The organism is Streptomyces sp. TRD_SC_5 (assembly GCF_056836825.1).
The window spans coordinates 6,648,904-6,666,798 of the sequence record NZ_JBWZZS010000001.1 but is presented as its reverse complement, the minus strand read 5'-3'; the positions used below and the strand labels follow the sequence as shown (position 1 = coordinate 6,666,798).

Genomic DNA, 17,895 nt, shown 5'->3' with positions numbered 1-17,895 from the left:
TGATTACTTGATGGCCTCAAGCATCGGCACGACCTGGTCGACGGCGTACGGGATGCTCAGCACGGTGTTGAAGGACAGCGCGGCGCCGATGTCCGGGCTGTCGTACGGCAGGAACAGATCCCGCTTCTCCTGGTGGACCTCGGTCTTCTTGTAGAGCGGGTCGGCCTTCATGGCCTTCTCCGTCTCAGGGGTGCCCAGCCACACCGTGCGGTCGGCCTCCATGACGTCGAGACGCTCCGAGCTGAGGTCGGCGATGTTCTCCTTGCCCAGCGCCTTGCGGTACGCCTCGGAGGTGGTGAAGCCCATCTCGCTGAGGAAGATGACCTTCGGGTCCTTGGGCGAGAACGCGGAGAACTTGCCCGGCTCGTAGGGCTCGCCGACGGTGACCGTCCTGCCCTTCCACTCGGGGTGCTCGTCGCGGACGGCCTCGAAGCGGGCGTCGATGCCGGCGATCAGCTTCTCCGTCTCGGCGTCCTTGCCCAGCGCCTTGCCGATCTGCTTGGTCATGACCTGCCACGGCGCCTGGTAGTCCTCGTGGCCCTTGGGCTGGGCGACCACCTTGGCGATCTTGGAGAGCGTTTCGTACTGCTCCTTCTTCATGCCGGAGTACTGAGCGACGATCAGGTCCGGCTTGAGGGCCGCGATCTTCTCCATGTTGTACTCGTCACGCTCGCCCACGATCTGCGGCTTCTCGGAACCCCACAGCTCCTTGGCCCACGGCCACTTGCCGTACGGCTTCTCCTTGAACCAGTCCACCGAACCGACCGGCTTCACACCGAGCGCCAGCACCGCGTCCTGATCCGAAAGACCGAGAGTGACGACCGTCTTCGGCTCCGCCTCGATCGACGTACTGCCGTACTTGTGCTCCACCGTGACCGGGAAAGCAGCGGACTTCGCGCTCCCCTCCCCGGACGACTTGGACTCCGTCTTCTCGGCCCCGCCCCCGCAAGCGGTCAGGGCGAGCGCGGCGACAGCGGCGATTGCCACGCGGGGGACGTTTCCGACGATCCTCGTCAGCGCGGGGCGGGTACCAGTGGACACGGTGTTTCCTTTCACGGGGCTTCTCTTTTGCAGTGCGTACGCACGCCCACCCAGCGGGAGACGGCCACCGGGCAGGCGCGTTGGTGCGGCGGAGGCTGAACCAGGCGGTGTCCCTAGAGGGGCGTGCTGATCTCGTCGGCGGCGTTACGGGGCAGACCGGCAGTGGGCTGCCGGCTCCGGTCCACGATCGAGTCAAGGATCTCGCCGACCCTGATCGCGGTGTTCGACAGCAGGGAGGACGTGATGCCGTGCGTGTGCTCGGTGCCGCCCTGCAGGTAGATTCCGCACCGCAGTTCGGGGTCGGTGGCGACGCGGTAGTCACGCTCGACGCGGACACGCCCCTCGTCGTCACGGTGGCACCGCTCGCCGATCTCGCCGAGGAGCCCGAGGGCGTCGGCGGACCGGTAGCCGGTGGCGTAGACCACCACATCGGCGTCCAGGGGGGTCTTCTCTCCGGTGACCAACGACTCCACCGTCGTACGGACCTTGTCCGGGCTCTCGACGACGTCCGTGAGCTGGGAGACATTGAGGAACCGCAGACGCTCGGTGCCCAGCACCTTCTCCTGGTACGCCTGGCGGTACAGGTCATCGATCAGGTCGATGTCCACCACGGCGTAGTTGGTGTTGCCGTGGTAGTTCATCAGCTTGCGCTTGATCTCGTCAGGAGCCGTGAAGTAATCGTCGACCGCTGCGGGATCGAAGATCCGGTTGGCGAAGCTGCTGTCGTCGGCGGGGCTGTAGCCGTAGCGGGAAAAGACGGCGCACACCTCGGCCTCAGGGAAGCGACGGTGCAGGAAGGCCACGTTCTCGGCGGCGCTCTGGCCGGCCCCGACCACGATGAAGCGGGACGGCTCGGCGTCAGCCAGGCCGTCCACCCGTGCCAGCAGGTCGGAGTTGTGCCAGATCCGGTCCGTCCGGTCGACGCCCTCCGGCATCTGCGGCCGCAGCCCCGTACCGATCACAAGGTTGCGTGCCCGGTGGACCACCAACTCGGACCCGGAACGGGCCGTCACATCGACGTACTCCACCACTCCGTCACGCACGACAGGCCGTACGGCGACGACCTCGTGCCCGTACGACACCATGTCGTCCACCTGGGCCGCTGCCCACTCGAAGTACTCGTGGAACTCCACCCGCAGCGGGAAAAGACTCTTGCCGTTGACAAAGTCGACCAGCCGGCCCTTGCTCTGGAGGTAGCACAGGAAGCTGTACTCACTCGACGGGTTTCGCAGCGTCACCAGGTCCTTGAGAAAGGAGACCTGCATGGTCGCGTCGTCGATGAGCATGCCGCGGTGCCAGCCAAAGGCCGGTTGCCGCTCGAAGAAGTGAGCAGTGACGGCCCCCTGCCTGCCGACGCGTGCGTTGTGCTCGCTGAGCGCTATCGCCATGGCCACATTGGACGGCCCGAAGCCAATTCCTATGAGGTCGTGGGTCGGTGGTGCGTCGCCAGGAAGAGCCTGTGACATGTCACTCCCATCGTGCGGGGCAGCCGCTTGTCAGGCGTTGAGGGAACGAGAGCAGGGCACGCCAACTGAGCGGCGACCGAGCGGAACTTAGGCAAAGCTAACCTCATCTCGCGGACGTGTCGATAGGGCAAAACGGACAGGCGGGCGAGGCGCGAATGTCAACGCGGCCCGAAATTACGCCCGTTGCATCCTTAGGTAAGCCTTGCTTTACTTGGCGCCTCGTCCGTTGCTGCTCCGAGGAGGAACCCCATGCGGGTCGTCATGTTCGGTTATCAGTCCTGGGGGCACCGCACCCTGCAAGCTCTCCTGGATTCCGAGCACGACGTGGTGATGGTCGTGACGCACCCCAAGAGCGAGCACGCGTACGAGAAGATCTGGAGCGACTCGGTCGCCGACCTCGCCGAGGAGCACGGTGTGCCCGTGCTGATCCGCAACCGGCCGGACGACGAGGAGCTGTTCGTGGCCCTCAAGGAGGCCGCCCCGGACATCATCGTGGCGAACAACTGGCGGACGTGGATTCCTCCGCGCATCTTCGACCTCCCCCGCCACGGCACGCTGAACGTGCACGACTCGCTGCTGCCCAAGTACGCGGGCTTCTCCCCGTTGATCTGGGCGCTGATCAACGGCGAGCGTGAAGTGGGCGTCACCGCGCACATGATGGACGGTGAGCTCGACGCCGGCGACATCGTGGTTCAGCGCGCGGTGGCGGTCGAACCGACGGACACGGCCACAGACCTCTTCCACAAGACCGTCGACCTCATCGCCCCGGTCACGGTCGGCGCACTCGGCCGCATCGCGTCCGGCGAGACCGAATTCACCAAGCAGGACCGGTCGAAGGCGAGCTTCTTCCACAAGCGGTCCGCCGAGGACATCCGCATCGACTGGAACTGGCCGGCCGAGGACCTCGGGCGCCTCGTGCGCGCCCAGTCCGCCCCGTATCCGAGCGCGTTCACCTACCACAAGGGCAAGCGCCTCGAGATCCTGGCGGCAGTCGTGTCCGAAGGCCGCTACGGCGGCACCCCCGGCCGCGTCTTCTACCGCGAGGGCGACGGCGTGGTGATCGTCGCCGGAGCCGACGCCCGCACGGGCCGCAACCACGGCCTGGCCATCACGCGCGTACGCACCGAGGACGGCGAGGAAATGCCGGCGACCGACTACTTCACCTCGATGGGCGGTTACCTCACCAGCCGTCCTTGACGATCAGGGGACCGACACCCATGCGCGCAGTCCGTACAGCCCGGCCGCGGCACTATCTCATGTGCAGGCCCACCTACTTCGACCTGGCTGCGCGACCACGACTTCAGGCACCTGCGCACCGCCCGCTACATCAACGTCGATCTGTCGGAGCTCCTCAAGGCCGGCGGACGCGTGAAGTGCCGCACGTTGGAGCTACGTTCGGCCAACCAGTCCGCCGGCGCCCCCGCCATGGCCCCGGGGCCGACCGGTGATCGCCGCCGCGTGGACAGCCCGATCCGCGCGGCGGCGACTTTTTGCTACTTCCACTCCACGGGGGGCTACGTCACCACCCACAAATGACCGGGAGCAAGCGCGTGCGCCAATGGCACGCCGTCGGCTTGGCACTCCACTCCGGTCAGAGCGGGATCGGGTGGTGTGTACAGGGCTGCTGCCAAGGGTGCGGCACGGATGATCGCCGCCACCTGATCCCTCGTTGCGCCAGTCGGCTCCGGCCCTCCAGGACGCGATGTGATCACGGTCGGCTCGGCGACCCGTGCCGACCGCAGCAGGCACGTGCGGCAGCGAGCAGTGCCTGGATCCGGCCGCCGGCCTCTGCGGCATCACTCAGTGGAGCGGGGAAGGACAGCCGTACGTCGTGGTGCGCGTTGGTGTGCTCGAGCCGCAGCGTCAACCCGTACCGGTCCAGTGCCACCGGGAGGACACCCCGTACTCCCTGCACGAGCCGCGGGTCCACGAGGCGAGTGAGCAGAGCCACGACGTCGCTGTGGCCGTCGACAAGGTGGGTGAGCATGTCGGCCTCATAAACGGCCAGGGGATCGGCGCAGGCAAGGGTGAGTTCGTCGAGGCCGACGGTTGCCGTTCCTCCCGCCGTTTCGAGTTCGGCGTGCGCGAAGTCCAAACGCAGTTCGACGCCGGGTTCCTGGGGGTTCCCATCGACCGGAGCGAACCAACCGGTGAACGTCACGCGGGCGCGCACTCGGTCGCGTACCGCGATTGGTGCGATGTCGGTGAACTTCAGTACTGCGGCCACGATCCCGCGTGGCGCGAGGGCGACCTCGGCGGCCAATGCGCAATCGTCCGGCACCCGCAGCAGCAGCCGTCCCCTGTCGTCCAGGGTGTGCAGGCCGGCCAACTCGCCGGAGTGTCTGTCCGTGACCACCATGAGCGATCCCGCGGCGGCCACCACGGTGCGGACTTGCTCGCCGTTGGTCGGTCGGGCCACGCACGCGTCCGTATCCATCCGAGCCATCCCTCCAGGTTAAGTTAGGCTTACCTAAGTTAACGCCGGATGGATCTCGGTGTCCAGTCCCCACCAAGCCGATGCCCGAGCCGCCTGCCGGGCACGACGGAGCGACAGCCAGCGACTTGATCTTGGCCATTGCCGAGGGGCCAGGCAGGGTCTCCTCGACAGTGACGACATGTTCGGGGACGGCAGTCTCCGGGCGGCACAGGGGCGCCGTCGAGGTCACCACGCGACCGGCAGCGTCAGCGGATAGCGCCAGATCGACTGCGTGTTCCAGCGCACCTCCTCGGCCGGGACGGCGAGGCGCAGGGTGGGAAACCGGGCCAGCAGGGTGCCGATGGAGGTGCGCAGCATCAGGCGGGCCAGATGGGAGCCCAGGCAGTGGTGCATGCCGTAGCCGAAGGCCATGTGCGCGGGGGGCGCGGGGCGTTCGAAGTCGATGTCGTCGCAGCGTTCGTAGACGGCCTCGTCGCGGTTGGCCGTGAGGTACGAGACGTGGACGGTGTCACCGGCGCGGATGGTCACCCCGCCGAGTTCCACGTCCTCGAGCGCGACGCGCGGGATGCCGGCGCCCTGGCGGAAGGGGATGTACCGCAGCAGCTCCTCGATCGCCTGGTCCAGCAGCTCCGGCCGGGCCTGGAGCTGGGCGAACTGTGCTGGGTGGGTGAGGAGGGTGAACACCATGTTGGAGATGTCGTACGTCGTGGTGTCGTGGCCGGTGACCATCAGCAGCATGGCCATGACGGCAAGTTCGGCGTCCGTGAGTGTCTCGTCGCCGATCCGGGCCGTCGCGAGGGCGCTGAGCAGGTCCTCTCCCGGCTCCTCGCGTCGGCGGACAGCGAGGGCGTCGAAGTAGGAGCGCAGCCCCCGTTTGGCGGTGGCGGCTGCGTCCCGGGCCTCGGGGGTCATGGCCATCATCGCCATCGCCCACCGGCGTAGCCGGGGCCGGTCCTGTTTCGGGATGCCGAGGAGTTCGCAGATGGTCTCCAGCGGTAGCCGGTCCGACAGGTGCGAGACCACGTCGGCTCCCGGCCCCTCGGCCGCCATCGCCGCCACCGACGCGTCCACCACGGACCGCACCCAGGGGCGCAGCCGGTCCACCTGGCGGGGGCCGAAAGCGTGCGTGACCACGCGGCGGATCCGGCCCAGCACCGGCGGGTCCATCAGGTTGATCGCCTCGCTCTGGGCGATCGGAGCCGGGGTGATGCGGGGGAAGTCCCTGCCGACCAGCGCGGCCCGGCTGAACCGACGGTCGGAGGTGACCACCTGTACATCGGCATACCGGGTCACCAGCCAGCACGGGCCGGTGCCGTAGGGCATCTCGACGCGCGCGACGGGCTCGTCCCGCTGGAGGGAGGTCATGAACGGATCAGGCTCCAGTGCCACGTCGTGGCGGAACAGGTAGGTCACAGCCTGAGCAAACGACCGGTGATCTGCCTGGTTACGGAGCCGGCGCACCGTCGTCCGAGCAACCCCGTCGGGCGGTGAAGTTGCACGTGGGCAAGGTGGCTTCGTCCGGGTCATTGGACGGGTAGCAGGGGATCGTGCCGCTCGGATGTGGCCAGGGCCTGGCCGGCGCACCTATTCTCGCTGCATGGCATGCCGAATCAGCGAACTTGTCATCGACGCGGAAGACCCTGACCGACTGGCCGCATTCTGGTGCGATGTCCTCGGCTACGCCGAGCTGGCCCCAGAAGGTGACGGCAGCATCGAAATCGGCCCGCCCGGCGACGGAATCGGCGGCGCACAGCCAACCCTCGTCTTCAATGCGGGCCGCGACCCCCGGGTCGGGAAGCTCCCGCTGCACATCGATGTCAACGCCACCGACCGCGACCAGGACGCCGAGCTGGCCAGGTTGCTCGCACTGGGCGCCGTGCCTGTCGACATCGGCCAGACCGGAGAAGAGAGCTGGCACGTCCTGGCCGACCCCGAGGGCAACGAGTTCTGTCTCCTGCGCACGCAGCTGAAACCCGTCTGACCTCCCGCCATCGAGCAGGATCCAGCGGACAAGTGGCCTCTGAAGTCCTGCTCGTGGCCGCGGAAAACCGTGAGGCCGAACCGGCCGCTCCGCGCGACCTCCTCGCACGATCCGTCCCCCCCGCGGAAGCACGTTGAGGGGCCCCTGCCTCGCCCGGCCAGGGGCCCTGGTTCTAGGCGGGCACGGCCGCGTTCCGCGACACCGAGACGATGAGTCCGCGCAGCTCGTCGACGTACCGCCGCATGTTCTTGTGGGCGACAGCCGTGTCCGGGTAGCGGCAGCCGAGCTGCAGGCCGTCGTGGAACCGGGCGACCCACGCGCACACCTGGTCGCCGTACGAGACCCGGATCAGCCCGTGCGCCTTCATGTCCTGCCAGCGATCCGATCCCGGAATGCCGCGTGTGTCGACGAACGAGACGATGGAGTACAGGTCCGGAGACGTGGGCCGGAAGTCGTGGCCCAGCAGACCCAGCACGCGGGCGATGGGAATCCGGGACAGCCGCCTGTTCTTGCGCAGTTCGTCGCGGACCATCTCCAGCGCGCTGTCGAAATCCGGCGCCCGCGCGACGGGGACCTCGATCGGGGCGCCGCCCACGTACCAGCCCACCGAGTCCATCCACTGGGACTTCGCCCTGGTGTGGAAGGGCACGACGGTGCGGTACACCTGCTGCCCGCCGATCTCGTGGACGATGAGGGCCGTAGCGGCGAGGATTCCGACCAGGCTTCCGCCGTACGGGCGGCAGTACGCCTCGAAGGCCGCCGCTTCGGCGTCGTCCACGAGCATTTCGCGCATGATCTTCTGGGTCGGCAGCGGCCCTTCGGGTTCGAGACCGAGGTCGACGGGGAAGGGCGGCAGCGTGCCGTCGCATGCGGCGACGAACTCACGCCAGCGGGCGACGATCGTGTGCGTGTCGTCGACCTGGTCGGCGTTCGTCCGCTCGATCGCGCAGAAGTCGACGTAGCTGGCGACCGGTGGCGTCTCCACGGTGCGGCCCTGGAGGGCGGCCTCGTACAGTTCGTGGATCTCGGCGGGGATGCGGTAGATCGAGTACGCGTCGACGTTGCTGTGGTCGAACGCCATGTAGATGCTCGCGCCGTCCTCCCTGAGGACCGCTGCGTAGATGAAGTTCGGCCAGCTCAGTGCGTCCGCCGCGACGTCGAAACGGTCCTCCAGGTACCGGATCAGCGTCGTCGCGTCGCCGAAGTCGCCGACGTCCTCGCGGTGCAGCGCGACGGCGTCGGCGTCCAGCGTGAACCGCCGCATCTCGTCGCCGATCCAGCGGAATCCGCTGCGCAGTGTCTCGTGCCGAAGAGTCCAGGTCCGCAGCGCCTCCTGGAGGGCCTCAGTGTCCACCGGCCCGGGGATGTCGAACGCCGCGCCGCTCCAGGTCGGCACGAACAAGCCGTCCTCGCGTACGGAACGCGACGTTCGGATGTGTGACTCCTGGACATAGGCGGGCGGCCGGGGATCCTCCGGCAAACCGGCCGCCGCCTCGACGGTCGACGGATGCAGTGTCCACTCCACGAGCCTGCCGGGCCGGACGTCGCAACGGTGGATATCGGTCATTCGCAAGGGGCTCTCCGTTCGCGGCATCGCTCGATGCCCACTGGGCCCAACGAGGGATTACTGCAAAAGAGACGCCCGGGGCGGTCGCCAGGGACCTTGTCGGCTCAACTGCCGCCGTCGGTCGCGGGCGAGCCTCCGTCCCGGGGGCACAGGCGGTCACCAGTGCCTCGCTCGGCACTCGGCCCGGTGCTCTCGCTGACCCGGTGCCCTTGAGTGTCGTTGAGTACGAAGGACACGGTGGCGCGGGACACCCCAGCCAGACGCGCTACGCCGCGCTGGTGATCGAGGCTTGGGTACGTGCGTCTTGGGCCATGACCGTCCTTCTTCGCTCCCCTCGGTCCGACCGACCGCTTCCTTCCCAGGTTACACGCGTTACTGTCGCGGCGGCGGGCAGCACTGCCCGGCGGCGAGCAGGCGAATGCCCCCGCCGCAGCGGAGTCCCCCGGGGTTGCCGGCGGCGTTCACTCCGACCGGCCGCGAGCGGCGCGACGCCGCCCAGCTGGTCGGCTCCGGCGTCGAAGCCCCCTCTTGTTGAAGCCGAACCCGATCTCGGCGAGCGTCGGCCGGCTCCCCCGAGCAAACTGGTCCCAGGCGCTCCCCCAGCGCCCGGGACCTGAGGTGGCCGCCGCCCCCACGCGGTGACCACCTTGCCAGGTTACACGTGTGACCACCTCGGTCCATGGGTTGATGTACGCGCGAGATGTCGCACGCACAGTTTTAGGGTCGCTCGTGCAGCCTGCCGTGCAGAAGGCGCGAGTGCCCGGCCAGGTCTCCGACGGCAGTCACCACCGAGTCGAAGCGCATGGTTTGCCGCGAATCCGCGTCGTATCGCTGCCAGAGCGGCAGGCCTTGGTGGTTGGGGTTTCCGGTGCGGATAAAGGCGATCCACGACTCGTGCATGCTCTGGGCCAGCCCGTCACGGACCGCGGGATCCAGCCCGTCAAGGAATGGGGCGTGCGCCCAGTCGTCGAAGTTGCCGAAAACGAAGGGCAGTTCCAGACAGTGCGCCGCGGCGAGCCTGCCGCCGTGCGCCGGCGTCGGCAGGTCGAACTGGTAGGCCCACACCGGCCTCCCCATCCCCGCCCGGGCCTCGGCCAGCTCCAAGCAGGGCACCCGGAACAGCTCGTCCGTAATCAGATCCATCAGCACGTCAACCGGGCGGGAGCCGGGGCGGGTCCGCGCGTAGGCGTCGTACACCTCGGCGGCGTCGTCCTCACCGAAGGTCTCCGCGATCCTGGCGATCACCTGGTCTCGCGTCGCCGCGTCGTACCCCTTGTCCAGGGCGAAGGCGAAGTTGGCCTCTTCCCGGGTCCACCCGATCATCACGTCGAGATCGGCGGCCGCGCCATTGAGCAGGGTGTCGGCGGGGTGCTCGAGCAGCGTCACTCCATCGCGTACGGGAAGGAACGGGGTGGGCCAATAGCCCCAGCGCATGGTGCGCGCGAACAGCCCGCCGGCCGCATCGATCAGCTTGGGCCAGGGCAGCTCTCGCAACTCAGTGGCGTTCTTGGCGCCTGCGATCTCCAGATAGGCGTCTGTTCGCTTCCGGTACTCGGCCGGCGTTGGGATATCCAGCCCCAGGGGCGGGCTCTGCAGAATGACGCGCTGGAACAGGCCCTGCGATTCGGGGTGGCCCGCCAGTGCGGCGGTCGAGATCGCCCCACCCGACTGGCCGGCCACCGTGATGGCCGCCGGGTCCCCACCGAAGCGCTCGATGTTGTCCCGCACCCACCGCAGCGCCGCCATCTGGTCAGTGAGCCAGAAGTTCCCAGGCTCGGGGCCTTCCCCCTCGCCATCGAAGTACAGGTATCCCAGCGGCCCGAGCCGGTAGTTGATGCTCACCACGACGAGGTCGCCGTCGCGAGCGAAGGCCTCCCCCGAGTAGTTGGGCAGCGAACCCGAGCCCGATACGAAGCCTCCGCCGTGAATCCAGACGAGCACCGGACGGCGGCCGTCGTCCGCAGCGGGTGTCCATACGTTCAGAGTCAGGCAGTCGTCGTCGAACGGCGGCGACCCGTGACCACCCATCACGGGGTCGCCGCCCTCCATGAACATCTGCGGCGCGCTCGGACCGCAAGCGGTGGCGTCCCGGGTACCGCTCCAGCCCGGGTGCGGCTGCGCCGGGCGCCATCTGAGAGCTCCGGCCGGGGGTGCGGCGTACGGCACCCCTTTGAAGACGGCGACCCCGCGGTCGACGGCACCTTGCAGCCGCCCCGCCTGTAGGTCGACAACGGGCGGAATCCGGCCTTCAGAGATAGCCATGAACTTCTCTTCCTCACTCGTCGTGGAAGCCGGCCTCGCGACGCAGAGGCAGCGGCACCAGTACAAGTGTGTCCTATTTTTGACGGTCGTCAATATATTGGGATACCCGACATGCCGACCCGAGTGAGCGCCTACCACAACCGATTGGCGGCGGCACGCACTGCCTCGCGTTCCAGCAGGGGCGCGAAGGCCCGCCACAACAGCAGGCAGGTACCGATGCCGGCCACGGCTCCGGCGACCGTGTCGCTGAGCCACTGAGCGTGCAGCCAAACGCGGCTCCACATCATGGCGGCGACGTACACGCCCCCGAATGCCCACCACCAGCGTCGTACATCCGCGCGGGAAAGCACCACGGCGACCACCATCACGAGAGCCACAGCAGTAAACACCTGGCCAGAGGGGTACGAACCGTCGTTGACCAGGACCAGAGGCTGTGGCGGCCTCGGCCGGTCAACAACCGACTTGAGAGGCAGGACGACAAGCACGTTCGCGACCACGCAGGCGGCAAACACAAACAGTCCCGACCTCCACCGACCGTAGACACAGAGGCACCCCACCAACACGAGGGGGAAGATCAGCCCCAAGGGGCCGCCCAGGCGATCGAGGATGTCGGCGAAATCCGTCGCCGCCTCGCTTCGAGGGCCCCGAGCCCACCGAGCCCAGCGATCGTCGAGATTCTGAATTGGCGACGCTCCTCCACCTCGGAAGGTGAGGCCGATCGCCAGGACTCCCAGCAGAAGTACCGTTCCGGCTACAAGCGCGCCCCGAGGCGGGGCGGCCGGAACCTGGCGCCCAGGAGGCTTGCGGTGTCTTGGGGGCGGGTCGCTTGGCGGGGACGAGTTCAGCACGAGACGCCTTTCACGGTCACCTCCCCGCGCTTGAAGCGCGGGGAGCATGGCAAGGGGCGAAATCCCGCGCGCCACCCGGGACAGTGCAAGGGAGTGGCCACACACGGGGCCATCACTGGGGCCACTTGAGGTCGGCGCAGTGGCGAGGCGCGCCCGGGGCTCACATCACCGGCTCCAGTACGGGCAGTAGCGCGGCGACACCCGGGAGTATTGCGCCGATCCTGCCGCCGCCACAAGGGCAATATATTTTTCAGCCAGACCGAACCACGCCAAAGCGGTGACCGCGCAGCGGCCGGGAGGCCAGATCCCCTGGTCCGAGCGTTGGATGCGGCCTACACACGCTTCTGTTCGACTCGTCCTCCCGGACTCCCGCCCTCAGTTCCTCGGTGCCAGGCCTAGCGGAGTACCGGGAGCGAGTGCTAAACAGTGGACACCGCGGCTAACACGTGTAACCACGGCGTTTTCAGGGTTCCTCCGCCGAGCGCCTCCCGCTGCAGCGGCCCCTCCCCCTCTCTCTGCTCCCTCCCCGAGGAGTCGACATGTCCGTCCCCATCAGCCGTAGTACGGCGTGTACACATCGGCGGCCGTCATGACCACGAACGAACTGATCGAACCGCGCGCCCACGCGGCGCCCAAGGTGCCCCGGCAGCGCGGACTGATGCTGCTGCTCCTGGTGGCCAACGCGTCCATGCTGGCCGTGTACATGGGTGTCGGCTCCGTGCTGCTGCCTCTGCAGATCGCAGCCATCGACCCGGCGAACAAGGTCGCCATTCTGGGCCTGGTGGGCGGGATCAGCGCGGTCTTCGCGACCGCGTTCAATCCGATCGCCGGCGCGTTGTCCGACCGGACCGGCCGCCGCAACCCGTGGATTCTCGGCGGCGCCCTCGCCTCGCTCGCCGCTCTGGCCTTCCTCAGCACCGCCCAGACGGCGGTGCTGGTCGGCATCGGCTGGTGCCTGGTCCAGGCGACCATGAACGTCTACCAGGCAGCGGTCACCGCGGTGGTGCCCGACCGGATACCCCCGTCCCGGCGCGGAACCGCATCGGCCCTGGTGGGCTTGGCACTCCCGATCGGAGGGACCGTCGGCGTACTCATCGCTTCCCAGACCTCAGGTCATCTGCGGACCGGCTATCTCGTGTTCGGCGCCATGGTCGCCGGTGCGGCCGTCCTGCTGACGAGCTTCTTCCGCGACGTTCCACGCTCGGCACCCGCGCCGGCCGTGCCGCGACGCGAGCGGCTCGCCGCGTTCCTTTCGGCCCTGTCCCATCACGACTTCCGGTGGGCGTTCATCGGTCGGGCCCTGATGGTGCTCGGCTACTTCTCCGTGATCGGTTACCAGCTCTACATCCTGGACGACCACATCGCGCTCCCGGGCGGCATGCAGCCGGCCGCGGCCATGGCGATCCTCACCCCGGTGTCGATGGTCGCCATGGCGGTCTCCACGGTGGCCAGCGGCCTGCTTTCGGACCGCCTGAACCGGCGCAAGGTGTTCGTCGGCGCGTCGGCCGCACTCGCCGGTCTGGTCACGGTGATCCCTGTCATCAGTCCCACCTGGACCGGAATGCTCGTCTTCAGCGCGCTCAACGGCCTGGCCTTCGGCTGCTTCATGGCCGTCGACACCGCTGTGGTGACGCTCGTCCTGCCCAGTGCCGAGGACGCCGCCCGTGACATGGGCGTACTCAACATCGCCAATGCCGGACCGCAGATCATCGCCCCCTTCGTCGCCTCCGCGGTCGTCACCCTCCTGGGCGGCTACACCGGGCTGTTCCTGGTGGGCGGAGCTCTGTCCCTGCTCGGCGCGCTGGCGATCCTCCCGATCCGCAGCGTGCGCTGAACGCCCCCCGGGCCGCGCCCTCGTTGAGCGCGGCCCGGCCCCGCGACTCCGGCGGGCACTCGTCGAGGGTCGAGCGCCCGCCGGTCCCATAAATCTCCCTCACTCCTCGAAGGAGTACATCGTGAGACGCAAGCGAGTTCTGCCGCTGGCCGCACTGCTGCTGTGTACGCCCGCTCTTGCCGGAACGGCGCCGGCGGCCGCCTCGCCGCAGAGCGCGCCCACGGGCCCGCTGCGCATCCTGCTCACCAATGACGACGGCTACAACGCCCCTGGCATCCGTGCGGCGTTCCAGCGCCTGAGCGCTGCCGGACATGACGTCACCATCGTCGCGCCACTGACCAACCAGAGCGGCACGGGGACGAAGGTACTCAGCGGCCCCAGCATCACGGTCGAGCACCCCGAGCCGAAGGTGTGGGCCGTGGACGGCACACCCGGCGACTCGGTGCTCTTCGGCATCTCCGAGGTGTTCGAAGACCAGGCCCCCGACTTGGTGGTCTCCGGGACCAACTTCGGCCCGAACGTCGCCGGCCTCGCGAATCACTCCGGTACGGTCGGCGGCGCTGTCGCCGCCCTCGAGGCCGGCGTACCCGCCATCGCGCTGAGTACCGGCGGCTTCGGCGTTCCCGACGCGGTCGCCACCGTGAACGCCATGCGCCCGACGGTCGACTTCACGGTCAAGCTCATCGACCGGCTGCAGGCCCGGGCCAAGTCCGGGCGGCTGCTGCCCAAGGGCGTCGGCCTGAACATCAACCATCCGGTCGTCGGCGCGGACGGCACCGGGACCGCGGCCGGGGTCGCCACAACGTTCCAGGACCCGCAGGCGCCCCTGAAGCCGGACTTCACCGACTCCGGCGACGGCACGTGGAAGGTGGATGTGAAGTTCGCCCCGCAGCCGGCCGCCAAGGGCGGTGACGTCGAGGCCGTGAGCGCCGACAAGATCGCCGTCAGCCCGATGTCCGCCAACTGGAACACCGGGCCCGCGGACTTCGCCCTGACCAGCACTCTCCTTCTCGGGCTCCGCCCGTAGCGCCGGCCCGGCTTCTCTGCGTATCGCGGGCACACGAGCCGAGGCGCACACCCAGTGAATGCGGGCGGAGTACTCAGGTGCTCCGCCCCTGGGTTCTTCGGCGGTGCGCGTCGACAGCCCGCTCACCAGCCGGCGGATGCGCCGGCGATCGAACCCGTTCCAGGAGGAAGAATGAGAAGGCTTTCCCTCACGCGGCCATACACGGGCGTCGCCTGGTTACTTGCTCTCGTGGCGCTGTTCATGCCGGTGACGCCGGCTTCCGCGGCCCCGTCCGACACTTCGCAGACCACTCCGCTGGTCGTGATCAGTCAGGGTGCTCTACGGGGTCAAATGCGGGGCCAGGCACAGGAGTTCCTGGGCGTGCCCTATGCGGCTCCCCCTGTGGGGAACTTGCGGTTCCGCCCGCCTGTGGCTCCTCAGCGATGGGACGAGGTCCGCAGCGCCACTCGCCAGGCACCTGCATGTCTGCAGTTCTCGCCTTTCGGGCTGCGCGATCCTCAGGCGGCCGACGAGGACTGCCTCTACCTCGATGTGTACCGCCCACGGAACGCCCGTGCTGGGGCGAGGCTTCCGGTTGTCTTCTGGATGCACGGCGGAGCGTACAGCCAAGGCACCGGAACTCAGTTCGGCGGTCGCACCATGGCCGAGTCGACGAACAGCATTGTCGTCACGATCAACTACCGCTTGGGACAGCTCGGTTACCTGAGTCTGCCCGAGCTGACCAACGACAACGCGCTGCGCTCGGGGTCCTGGGGGCTGATGGACCAGATCGCGGCACTCAAATGGACCCGGAAGAACATCACGGCGTTCGGTGGGAATCCCGCCAACATCACCATCTCCGGGCAATCCGCGGGCAGCGGGTCGGTGTGCGCCATGCTCGCCTCGCCACGTACGACCGGCTTGTTCGCCCGGGCCATCTTGCAGAGCGGACCGTGCACGCTGCTGCAAGCCCCCGATCGAGCGCGGGCGGAGAAAGAGGGCCACGCCTTCGCGGCACAGGCAGGATGCCACGATGCAGAGGCAATTGCCGCATGCCTGCGTGCCGCGCGCGGATCCGATCTCGTGGGGGCCGCACGCGCTCTCCCCACGTCCGGGCCCGCCGTCGGCGACCGTCTGCTGCCTGTCCAGCCCTCCCAGGCGATCGCAACCGGGAACTGGAACAAAGTACCGATCCTGATCGGCAGCACCAGGGCCGAGGCGAGGATGTTCGTCGCGCTGACCCAGCCGTATCTGACTGCGCAGGAGTACACCGCCCAGATCAAGTCGAGCTACGGAGCAGCGGCCGGCCAGGTCCTGGAACGCTACCCGCTCTCGGACCACGCCTCGCCGTACCTGGCGTACTCGGCCGTGCTCACCGATTCGACGTTCGCCTGCCACACTTACCGGTCCACCCAGATCTTCGCCGGCCAGGTACCCACCTATGCCTACGAGTTCGACGATCCCGACTCCCCCACGCTGTACGGGGCTCAGGTGCCCGGACTCGACGAGTCGAACGCCCACAGTGCCGAACTGGCCTATCTGCACGACTTCACCATGGGCGACAGACCGCTGACTCCGGTGCAGATCACGCTGGCGAACCGTATGAAGCGCTACTGGGCCGCATTCGCGCGCTACGGGTCCCCGTCGGTAAGCGACCAGATCCCGTGGCCGCCCACCGGCAAGGACCACACGGTACTCACGCTCAATCCCAAAGGCGACGCGGCGTCCACCGCGTTCGCCACAGACCACCAGTGCTCGTTCTGGGGCTCCCTGTCCTCCCCGCTCGCCTTGGCCGGATGAGCGAGCCGTGTGCAGGCGGGATGTCGTCTCTGATCAGACGTCCCGGACTCCCGTGCGCCACGCCCGGATGATTCGTGGCGGCCTGGGCCTGCTCAGATGCCGAGCGGTCCCTCGCCGCCCGTACCCGTGTCGAGGACCTGGTCCGCCGGGGGCGCCGACGCGCTCGACGGCTCGTCGAACCGGGAGAACGCGAGCCTCATCTCCGCGCCTCGCACCAAGCCCTCCATGAACCGGATGTACGGCTCGCCCTCGGCGGCCACGTACATGGTCAGGCCCTCGTCCCCCTCGGGGCCGCGCAGCGGGACGACCCGCTCGCCGTCGCGCTCGACAACGGGCTGCTGCTGGACACCGACACCGTCCCGGGGTGCCTTCGACAGGGCCTTGTCCAGGTCGCATTGGTCCTTCACGACGGGGCTGACCGAGGAGAGCTTGAGGTATTTGCCCCGGGCCTGCGCCGTGCGCTCGTCGGCCTGTGCCGCGGCTTCGGGACCGCGACGGGCGGCCTCCGCGCGTATCTCCGCGAGTGCGACGTCGGTGTAGCGGACATAGGACACGCCTTCGCCGGCGACCCTGATGATGTCCCCGCGCTGGGTGCGGCCCAGGTCGAAAGTGCCCGTGCAGTTGCCGTCCCGATCAGCGTGCACGGAGATCATGGCACTGCCCCGGGGCGCCCGGATCGTGAACGACAGCCGCATCGAGTCCGTGTCACGCAGCAGGTCGAACGCCTTCTCCACCGTCCGTTCCCCGGCCGGTTGTTCCCCGGCCGGCCGCTCCGCGCTCGTGCTGCTCTGCGGGGATGTGTCCGTGTGCCCCGTCCCTCCGACGCAGCCCGCCAGCAGCAGCGGCGTCAGGCAGAGTCCCGCCGTCCGTCCCCGATGGCCGGGGGGTTTCCTCTGCATGCTTCGTTCCCTTCTCCCGTGGGAGCCAAGCGGCTGTCAGGTCAAAGTCGTACGCAAGCCCCAGTGGTCACGGCTGGGATCGGATCACCGCGACGCAGCACAGCGCCGCGAGGGCCAGCGTCGCCGCCGCCGGCCCCGCGAGGGCCTCGGTGGCGGTGGCAGGAAGGATACGGTCGGTCGGCGGTACGGCGTCCTCCGGGTCGAAGACCATCGTGAGGTGCTGCCCCGGGCGCGCGGTGGCGACGCAGGTGCGCCAGGCCTCGGTCTGGACCGGGGTGCCGTCAGGGAGGCTTACCGAGCAGGAGTTCTTGACGTAGTCCCGTCCCTCGTAGCGGTGGACGTGGACCTCGGTCACCACCACCGTACGGCTCTCGCCGCGCGCCGCGAGGACGGCTTGCGCGGTCGGGCCCGGTATCCACCAGGCGAGGGCCCCGCCGAGCAGGGCGACCGCGGCGACGAGGGCACGCCCCGCGTTCGTCGAGAAGAGATAGCAGGCGGTGGCCAGGCCCACGACGACACCGACCACAGTGCCCACCGTGTCGAAGCCGGTCAGCGCACCCGTCACCGCGGCGCCCGCGACCAGACCAGCGGTCACGAGGCCCACGACGACGCCCTCCACCACCAGCCGGGCCGGCGGCTGTCCGGAGAAGTTCGCCGGGCCCCACAGGAACGCCCCGTTGTCGGACATGCAGCTCCATTCGTCGTTCGGTACCTTGCGGAAGGGGGCCGCCCGGGGGCGGGTGCCGGGCTGACC

General features: G+C 68.6%; 14 protein-coding genes and 1 pseudogene. 5 read left to right on the top strand and 10 right to left on the bottom strand.

The genetic code is table 11. The features are described 5' to 3' along the window. Positions 1-3: 3 nt before the first annotated feature. Positions 4-1,041, bottom strand: coding sequence for an iron-siderophore ABC transporter substrate-binding protein (locus tag AC1P0E_RS30480; RefSeq protein ID WP_482745313.1), 1,038 nt, complete (start codon positions 1,039-1,041; stop codon positions 4-6). Positions 1,042-1,154: 113 nt separating this feature from the next. Further along, positions 1,155-2,507, bottom strand: a complete 1,353-nt coding sequence (locus tag AC1P0E_RS30475; protein WP_482745312.1) for a lysine N(6)-hydroxylase/L-ornithine N(5)-oxygenase family protein — start codon at positions 2,505-2,507, stop codon at positions 1,155-1,157. A gap of 249 nt (positions 2,508-2,756) precedes the next feature. On the opposite strand from AC1P0E_RS30475, the gene AC1P0E_RS30470 reads away from it, so the two are divergent. Beyond that, positions 2,757-3,704 carry a methionyl-tRNA formyltransferase gene (locus AC1P0E_RS30470; protein WP_482745311.1) on the top strand — a complete coding sequence of 316 codons (948 nt, stop codon included), beginning with the start codon at positions 2,757-2,759 and terminating at the stop codon, positions 3,702-3,704. Positions 3,705-4,215: 511 nt separating this feature from the next. On the opposite strand, the gene AC1P0E_RS30465 is transcribed toward AC1P0E_RS30470, so the two are convergent. Both AC1P0E_RS30465 and AC1P0E_RS30460 read right to left on the bottom strand, forming a co-directional pair. After that, positions 4,216-4,953 carry a DUF2470 domain-containing protein gene (locus tag AC1P0E_RS30465; protein WP_482745310.1) on the bottom strand — a complete coding sequence of 246 codons (738 nt, stop codon included), beginning with the start codon at positions 4,951-4,953 and terminating at the stop codon, positions 4,216-4,218. 216 nt (positions 4,954-5,169) lie between these two features. Next, positions 5,170-6,357, bottom strand: coding sequence for a cytochrome P450 (locus AC1P0E_RS30460; RefSeq protein ID WP_482745309.1), 1,188 nt, complete (start codon positions 6,355-6,357; stop codon positions 5,170-5,172). 184 nt (positions 6,358-6,541) lie between these two features. On the opposite strand from AC1P0E_RS30460, the gene AC1P0E_RS30455 reads away from it, so the two are divergent. Beyond that, positions 6,542-6,925 carry a VOC family protein gene (locus tag AC1P0E_RS30455; protein ID WP_482745308.1) on the top strand — a complete coding sequence of 128 codons (384 nt, stop codon included), beginning with the start codon at positions 6,542-6,544 and terminating at the stop codon, positions 6,923-6,925. Between the two features lie 172 nt (positions 6,926-7,097). On the opposite strand, the gene AC1P0E_RS30450 is transcribed toward AC1P0E_RS30455, so the two are convergent. From AC1P0E_RS30450 to AC1P0E_RS30435, 4 genes and pseudogenes are all read right to left on the bottom strand, one after another. Further along, positions 7,098-8,492, bottom strand: coding sequence for a condensation domain-containing protein (locus AC1P0E_RS30450; RefSeq protein ID WP_482745307.1), 1,395 nt, complete (start codon positions 8,490-8,492; stop codon positions 7,098-7,100). A gap of 185 nt (positions 8,493-8,677) precedes the next feature. Beyond that, a pseudogene (locus AC1P0E_RS30445) lies at positions 8,678-8,854 on the bottom strand (LacI family DNA-binding transcriptional regulator); the annotation flags it as partial. Between the two features lie 355 nt (positions 8,855-9,209). Continuing rightward, positions 9,210-10,754 (bottom strand): carboxylesterase/lipase family protein, encoded by a 1,545-nt coding sequence (locus tag AC1P0E_RS30440; RefSeq protein WP_482745306.1) that lies wholly within the window; start codon positions 10,752-10,754, stop codon positions 9,210-9,212. 131 nt (positions 10,755-10,885) lie between these two features. Next, positions 10,886-11,650 carry a phosphatase PAP2 family protein gene (locus AC1P0E_RS30435; protein ID WP_482745961.1) on the bottom strand — a complete coding sequence of 255 codons (765 nt, stop codon included), beginning with the start codon at positions 11,648-11,650 and terminating at the stop codon, positions 10,886-10,888. A gap of 541 nt (positions 11,651-12,191) precedes the next feature. On the opposite strand from AC1P0E_RS30435, the gene AC1P0E_RS30430 reads away from it, so the two are divergent. The 3 genes from AC1P0E_RS30430 to AC1P0E_RS30420 all read left to right on the top strand — a co-directional run bounded on the left by AC1P0E_RS30430 (position 12,192) and on the right by AC1P0E_RS30420 (position 16,242). After that, positions 12,192-13,436, top strand: a complete 1,245-nt coding sequence (locus AC1P0E_RS30430) for an MFS transporter (RefSeq protein WP_482745305.1) — start codon at positions 12,192-12,194, stop codon at positions 13,434-13,436. A gap of 121 nt (positions 13,437-13,557) precedes the next feature. Next, the gene (gene surE / locus AC1P0E_RS30425) at positions 13,558-14,463 is read left to right on the top strand and encodes a 5'/3'-nucleotidase SurE (protein WP_482745304.1); all 906 of its coding nucleotides are present in this window, start codon (positions 13,558-13,560) and stop codon (positions 14,461-14,463) included. A 171-nt stretch (positions 14,464-14,634) separates the two neighbouring features. Beyond that, the gene (locus AC1P0E_RS30420; protein WP_482745303.1) at positions 14,635-16,242 is read left to right on the top strand and encodes a carboxylesterase/lipase family protein; all 1,608 of its coding nucleotides are present in this window, start codon (positions 14,635-14,637) and stop codon (positions 16,240-16,242) included. Between the two features lie 92 nt (positions 16,243-16,334). Here the strand turns inward: AC1P0E_RS30420 and AC1P0E_RS30415 are convergent, their stop codons facing one another. Both AC1P0E_RS30415 and AC1P0E_RS30410 read right to left on the bottom strand, forming a co-directional pair. Beyond that, the gene (locus AC1P0E_RS30415) at positions 16,335-17,141 is read right to left on the bottom strand and encodes a hypothetical protein (RefSeq protein ID WP_482745302.1); all 807 of its coding nucleotides are present in this window, start codon (positions 17,139-17,141) and stop codon (positions 16,335-16,337) included. A gap of 67 nt (positions 17,142-17,208) precedes the next feature. Continuing rightward, on the bottom strand, positions 17,209-17,829 hold the full coding sequence (locus AC1P0E_RS30410; protein WP_482745301.1) for a hypothetical protein: 621 nt from the start codon (positions 17,827-17,829) through the stop codon (positions 17,209-17,211). Positions 17,830-17,895: the final 66 nt, after the last annotated feature.

Coding starts and splice junctions, on each gene's coding strand:
- AC1P0E_RS30410 (WP_482745301.1), bottom strand. CDS start 17,829: ATGTCCGACAACGGGGCGTTCCTGTGGGGCCCGGCGAACTTCTCCGGA.
- AC1P0E_RS30455 (WP_482745308.1), top strand. CDS start 6,542: ATGGCATGCCGAATCAGCGAACTTGTCATCGACGCGGAAGACCCTGAC.
- AC1P0E_RS30470 (WP_482745311.1), top strand. CDS start 2,757: ATGCGGGTCGTCATGTTCGGTTATCAGTCCTGGGGGCACCGCACCCTG.
- AC1P0E_RS30440 (WP_482745306.1), bottom strand. CDS start 10,754: ATGGCTATCTCTGAAGGCCGGATTCCGCCCGTTGTCGACCTACAGGCG.
- AC1P0E_RS30465 (WP_482745310.1), bottom strand. CDS start 4,953: ATGGCTCGGATGGATACGGACGCGTGCGTGGCCCGACCGACCAACGGC.
- AC1P0E_RS30475 (WP_482745312.1), bottom strand. CDS start 2,507: ATGTCACAGGCTCTTCCTGGCGACGCACCACCGACCCACGACCTCATA.
- AC1P0E_RS30415 (WP_482745302.1), bottom strand. CDS start 17,141: ATGCAGAGGAAACCCCCCGGCCATCGGGGACGGACGGCGGGACTCTGC.
- AC1P0E_RS30430 (WP_482745305.1), top strand. CDS start 12,192: ATGACCACGAACGAACTGATCGAACCGCGCGCCCACGCGGCGCCCAAG.
- AC1P0E_RS30450 (WP_482745307.1), bottom strand. CDS start 8,492: ATGACCGATATCCACCGTTGCGACGTCCGGCCCGGCAGGCTCGTGGAG.
- AC1P0E_RS30435 (WP_482745961.1), bottom strand. CDS start 11,650: ATGCTCCCCGCGCTTCAAGCGCGGGGAGGTGACCGTGAAAGGCGTCTC.
- AC1P0E_RS30420 (WP_482745303.1), top strand. CDS start 14,635: ATGAGAAGGCTTTCCCTCACGCGGCCATACACGGGCGTCGCCTGGTTA.